Raw genomic sequence first — 3,316 nt, 5'->3', positions numbered from 1 at the left:
ATGCGATGATTGAGCCAGGCTTGAAAGCGCCTCTCCTTGCCAGACAGCCGTTGCAACAGTTCTCTGCATCTGCGCCGGGAACTGCGGGTGCCCTTACTGGCTTTTTGCTGGAGTACCGCTCTCAGCTTGGAATAACGGTCTCGTATTTTGCTCAACTGCTGTCCATTCCAGTTGTCCCCCTCTGACGTATGGGCAATATCTGTCCTTCCCAAATCCACGCCTATTACCCGAGCTGTGTTCTGCCGCTCCGGTAACTTTGCTTCCACGCAAATCTGGATGGAGTAGGAACCGTCTTTGCGCTTGACCAGAGTGGCCGATTTGGGATTGGAGCCTGCCAACTGTTCTCTCTGGTAATGACCAATCGCCAGCTCAAAGCGCTCTCGACCCTCCACCGTGGTCAGCGACACCGTCCAGTCTTTCTCGCGAAATGAAAAGATACGAGCGTCATAGGTAGCAAAGCCCCCCTTGAACGCTTTGACCGGACGGTTTTTCTGTCGGGCAACTTTACGAGCACCTGCTAGCCGTCTGCAGACCTGTACGGCCAAGTTACTGGACAAGCCGAACCGGGCACGGATTTCGCGGTAGCACAGAGATTGAAGTTTAACGGCGTTAACGATCTTCTCCGGTGTGTTCTGGTTCACCCAGTTCAAGGCTTGGCCGAAGGCATCCAAGGTCGCATCCAACTTTGCGGCTTGCGACTGAGACACCTTGAGCCTGCAGGAAAGGGTCAGGACTTGGGTCATACCCTTACGGTACCTCATCAAAGTGCATTCCTCCCGACCCTCGCCCTGTGGGCAGAGGGCGGGGCTCCTGCGCTAGTAAGCTGAGACTTCAATCACCAGCTTCCCGTACTGCTTAGCCACCGCCTTCAGCAGCTCTTTGAAGGCTCCATGCGCCCAAGTCAGTAGCGAGCGCACTACTCTGCCCTGCATAGCTGCAAGGCCGCAATCTCTCGCCCCCTAACGGGAAGTGGGGGAGAGGTACATAAAGAAGAAGTCTAATTGTCGGCATTAGCGGCGAAGGGGCTCGGAAATGGCCGCCACCTCCCGCAGAAACTGATCCTGTTGTTGGCTCAAAATGCCCAGGTCGGGGCCTTGGTTGAGCAGGATAAAGCGGGTGCCATCCGGCAATTGCCCCATCATCATCAGCCGATCCGCAGCGGATCCCACCTGAGCCACCGTGCCTGGGGGCAAGGTGCGCGCCTGCAGGGTGCTGTGGCCAATGCCCGCTCTGGGCAAGATCCGAGTCGGATCCCCGTCCGTGAGATCCACCAACTGCTCCCAGAGGTGAGCTAGGGCGCGAGGGGAGAGGTACAGGGCTTGCCCCCTTTGTCCAAAGCGAATGTCTTGCTCGGCGGGGGCCATGTCGGGATCCAGGCGGGAAATGGGCTGAGCCACCAACCGCTGCCGCAGGTACTCCAGCAGGGCTGTTTTGCCCCCCAGTTCCGCCAACAGGGCTTCTGCCATAGTCCGGTCGTTGCTGCCGTTGAGGATTTGCAACAGGGATCCCAGGCGTAGCGAGGTATAACGAGCCAAGCAGTGGGCGTCCGCGGGCAGGGCTGTCAGGGTTGACACCGAGCCGCGAATGGCAACCGGGTGGGGCTGTTGCGTATCGCTGAGGAGCTCTGCCAAACGCCGAGCACCGGCCAAAGGATCGGGTTGGCCCAGCAGGTGGAAGGGGGACAACACCTTCACATCCCCGTCGATCTGGCGAATGTTGAGGCTATGCAAATGGTGGGCCAGCTCTGCCACATTCGCTTCCGTGAAGTAGGGATCCCCGCCACCCACCAGGATCAAATCTCCCGTCAAGCGATGGCCCAAAAGATGGCCTGTGGTGTAGAACCGGGTCTCAAAGCGACGTTCATAGCCCCAAGTCTCCAGGGCCATCAAGCTGATGGCCAACTGATCCAAGGCTCCCACCGGCAAAGGCCGATCCGATAAATGCTCCGCTAACAGATCCCCTTCCGGTGTCCAGAGCAGGATCCCCTGTTGAGAGAGCGCTCCCCCTTGGGCTGCCAATCCCTGCAAAAAGCCGGACAAGACCGGAGCATAAGGGGAATCTTCCCACTCCGGCGATTGGGCACGAGGCCACCAGGGGGGAAGGCCCGGAGTTCCACTTGGGGAAGGCAGCGGCGGCGGTGGGGTGGGGATGGGGGGGAAAGGATTCTGAGCCGATGTGGGAAACTCGACTTCGGCACCCGTGCGATTGCTCCAGCAGGCCCCCAAGGCCAAAGCACCGGCCAACGGGATCCCTGCCCAGAGGAAACGACGATGGGGGCGCAACCCCTGTGGGATAAGCGGCATGACGACCTCACCAAAGACACTTGCAAAAGACGACAGGCTGGCAAGACTTGACGCTACTCTAGTGCCATCCGAACTGCCTTTGCAAATCTCTGTGGCAGCCTCTTCCAGCGCTATCGACTCCAGTTCATGCGAGCCCATCTTTTGCTTGGCAGGGATCCCACTCGGCTGTAGCCTGATGCGAAGCCAGAAAATGCTGTGTTGCCTGATGGATATCCTTTGCAACGGCAATGGCTGCAGATCGTCCGTTGGCTGTGCAAGGGCTAGGCTGTACTGGAGAGGGTGGGAGATGGCTCATACACTCGTGCAGAACGGATCGCAAGCTCCTTCTCTCCTGAGTAAAAGATAAAATAGGGCGATTTAGACTCTAAGCATTCCAGGCCGCCAATGGGAAACAGTCCAACCAAAGTAAGAGTTCAATCGGAAAAACAGGCTTTCCTAGAACGGTGGCATGACATTCTCGCCCCCAACTCCTTGGGCTATCGCATTCGATTGTTGTCTCAATTGGTGCGGCGGAAGTTCCAGTCCTATTTAGAGCCTTTTGGCCTAACCATCTCCCATTGGGTGGTGCTCTGCTGCCTCTGGGAAGAAGACGGGATCCCGACTTCCACCATTTGTGAGCGCCTGCAGCAGTTGGGGGGCACCATGACCGGGGTGTTGGATGGCATGGAAAAACGGGAGCTGATCCGGCGGCAGCGGGATCCTGAGGATCGGCGGATTTGGCGAGTCTACCTCACACCGGCAGGAGAGGAGCTGAAAGACGTTTTGCCCCCTCTGATTTGGCAGTTGCGGGAGCAAACCTACGGCTGTCTCAGCCCAGAAGAACGGGCAACCCTCTCGCGGCTGGTGGATCGGCTGATCGCCCATTTGTCAGTGGATCCAGAGGCGGCTGTATTGTCAGAGCCAAGCCAATAGTCTTTGGTCTTCATGGGTCGTGTTGGTAAACTACCCCCGCCTAAAGGCGGGAGCTTTCAGTAGCCCTAGAGTCGGCAAGCCAACCCTGGACCTCTAGGCTG

Annotated in this window: 2 protein-coding genes and 1 pseudogene; 1 reads left to right on the top strand and 2 read right to left on the bottom strand. The window is 58.1% G+C overall.

All coding sequences use genetic code 11. From position 1 onward, the window contains the following. Nucleotides 1-743: pseudogene (locus NW816_RS13915) on the bottom strand (RNA-guided endonuclease TnpB family protein); the annotation flags it as partial. A 267-nt stretch (nt 744-1,010) separates the two neighbouring features. Beyond that, entirely contained in the window at nt 1,011-2,303 is a 1,293-nt protein-coding gene (locus tag NW816_RS13910) for a D-alanyl-D-alanine carboxypeptidase (protein ID WP_414409547.1), read from the bottom strand. A 384-nt stretch (nt 2,304-2,687) separates the two neighbouring features. Here NW816_RS13910 and NW816_RS13905 point away from each other — a divergent pair, with 384 nt between their 5' ends. Continuing rightward, entirely contained in the window at nt 2,688-3,215 is a 528-nt protein-coding gene (locus NW816_RS13905) for a MarR family winged helix-turn-helix transcriptional regulator (RefSeq protein ID WP_414358452.1), read from the top strand. The last annotated feature ends 101 nt before the right edge of the window (nt 3,216-3,316 follow it).

The organism is Synechococcus sp. W55.1, from assembly GCF_047461655.1.
Lineage (GTDB): Bacteria > Cyanobacteriota > Cyanobacteriia > Thermostichales > Thermostichaceae > Thermostichus.
Note: the sequence above shows the minus strand (reverse complement) of the source record. Positions and strands in the feature narration are given on the sequence as shown.

Excerpts from the sequence above, each read along its gene's own strand:
- NW816_RS13910 (WP_414409547.1), bottom strand. The coding sequence starts at position 2,303 with ATGCCGCTTATCCCACAGGGGTTGCGCCCCCATCGTCGTTTCCTCTGG.
- NW816_RS13905 (WP_414358452.1), top strand. The coding sequence starts at position 2,688 with ATGGGAAACAGTCCAACCAAAGTAAGAGTTCAATCGGAAAAACAGGCT.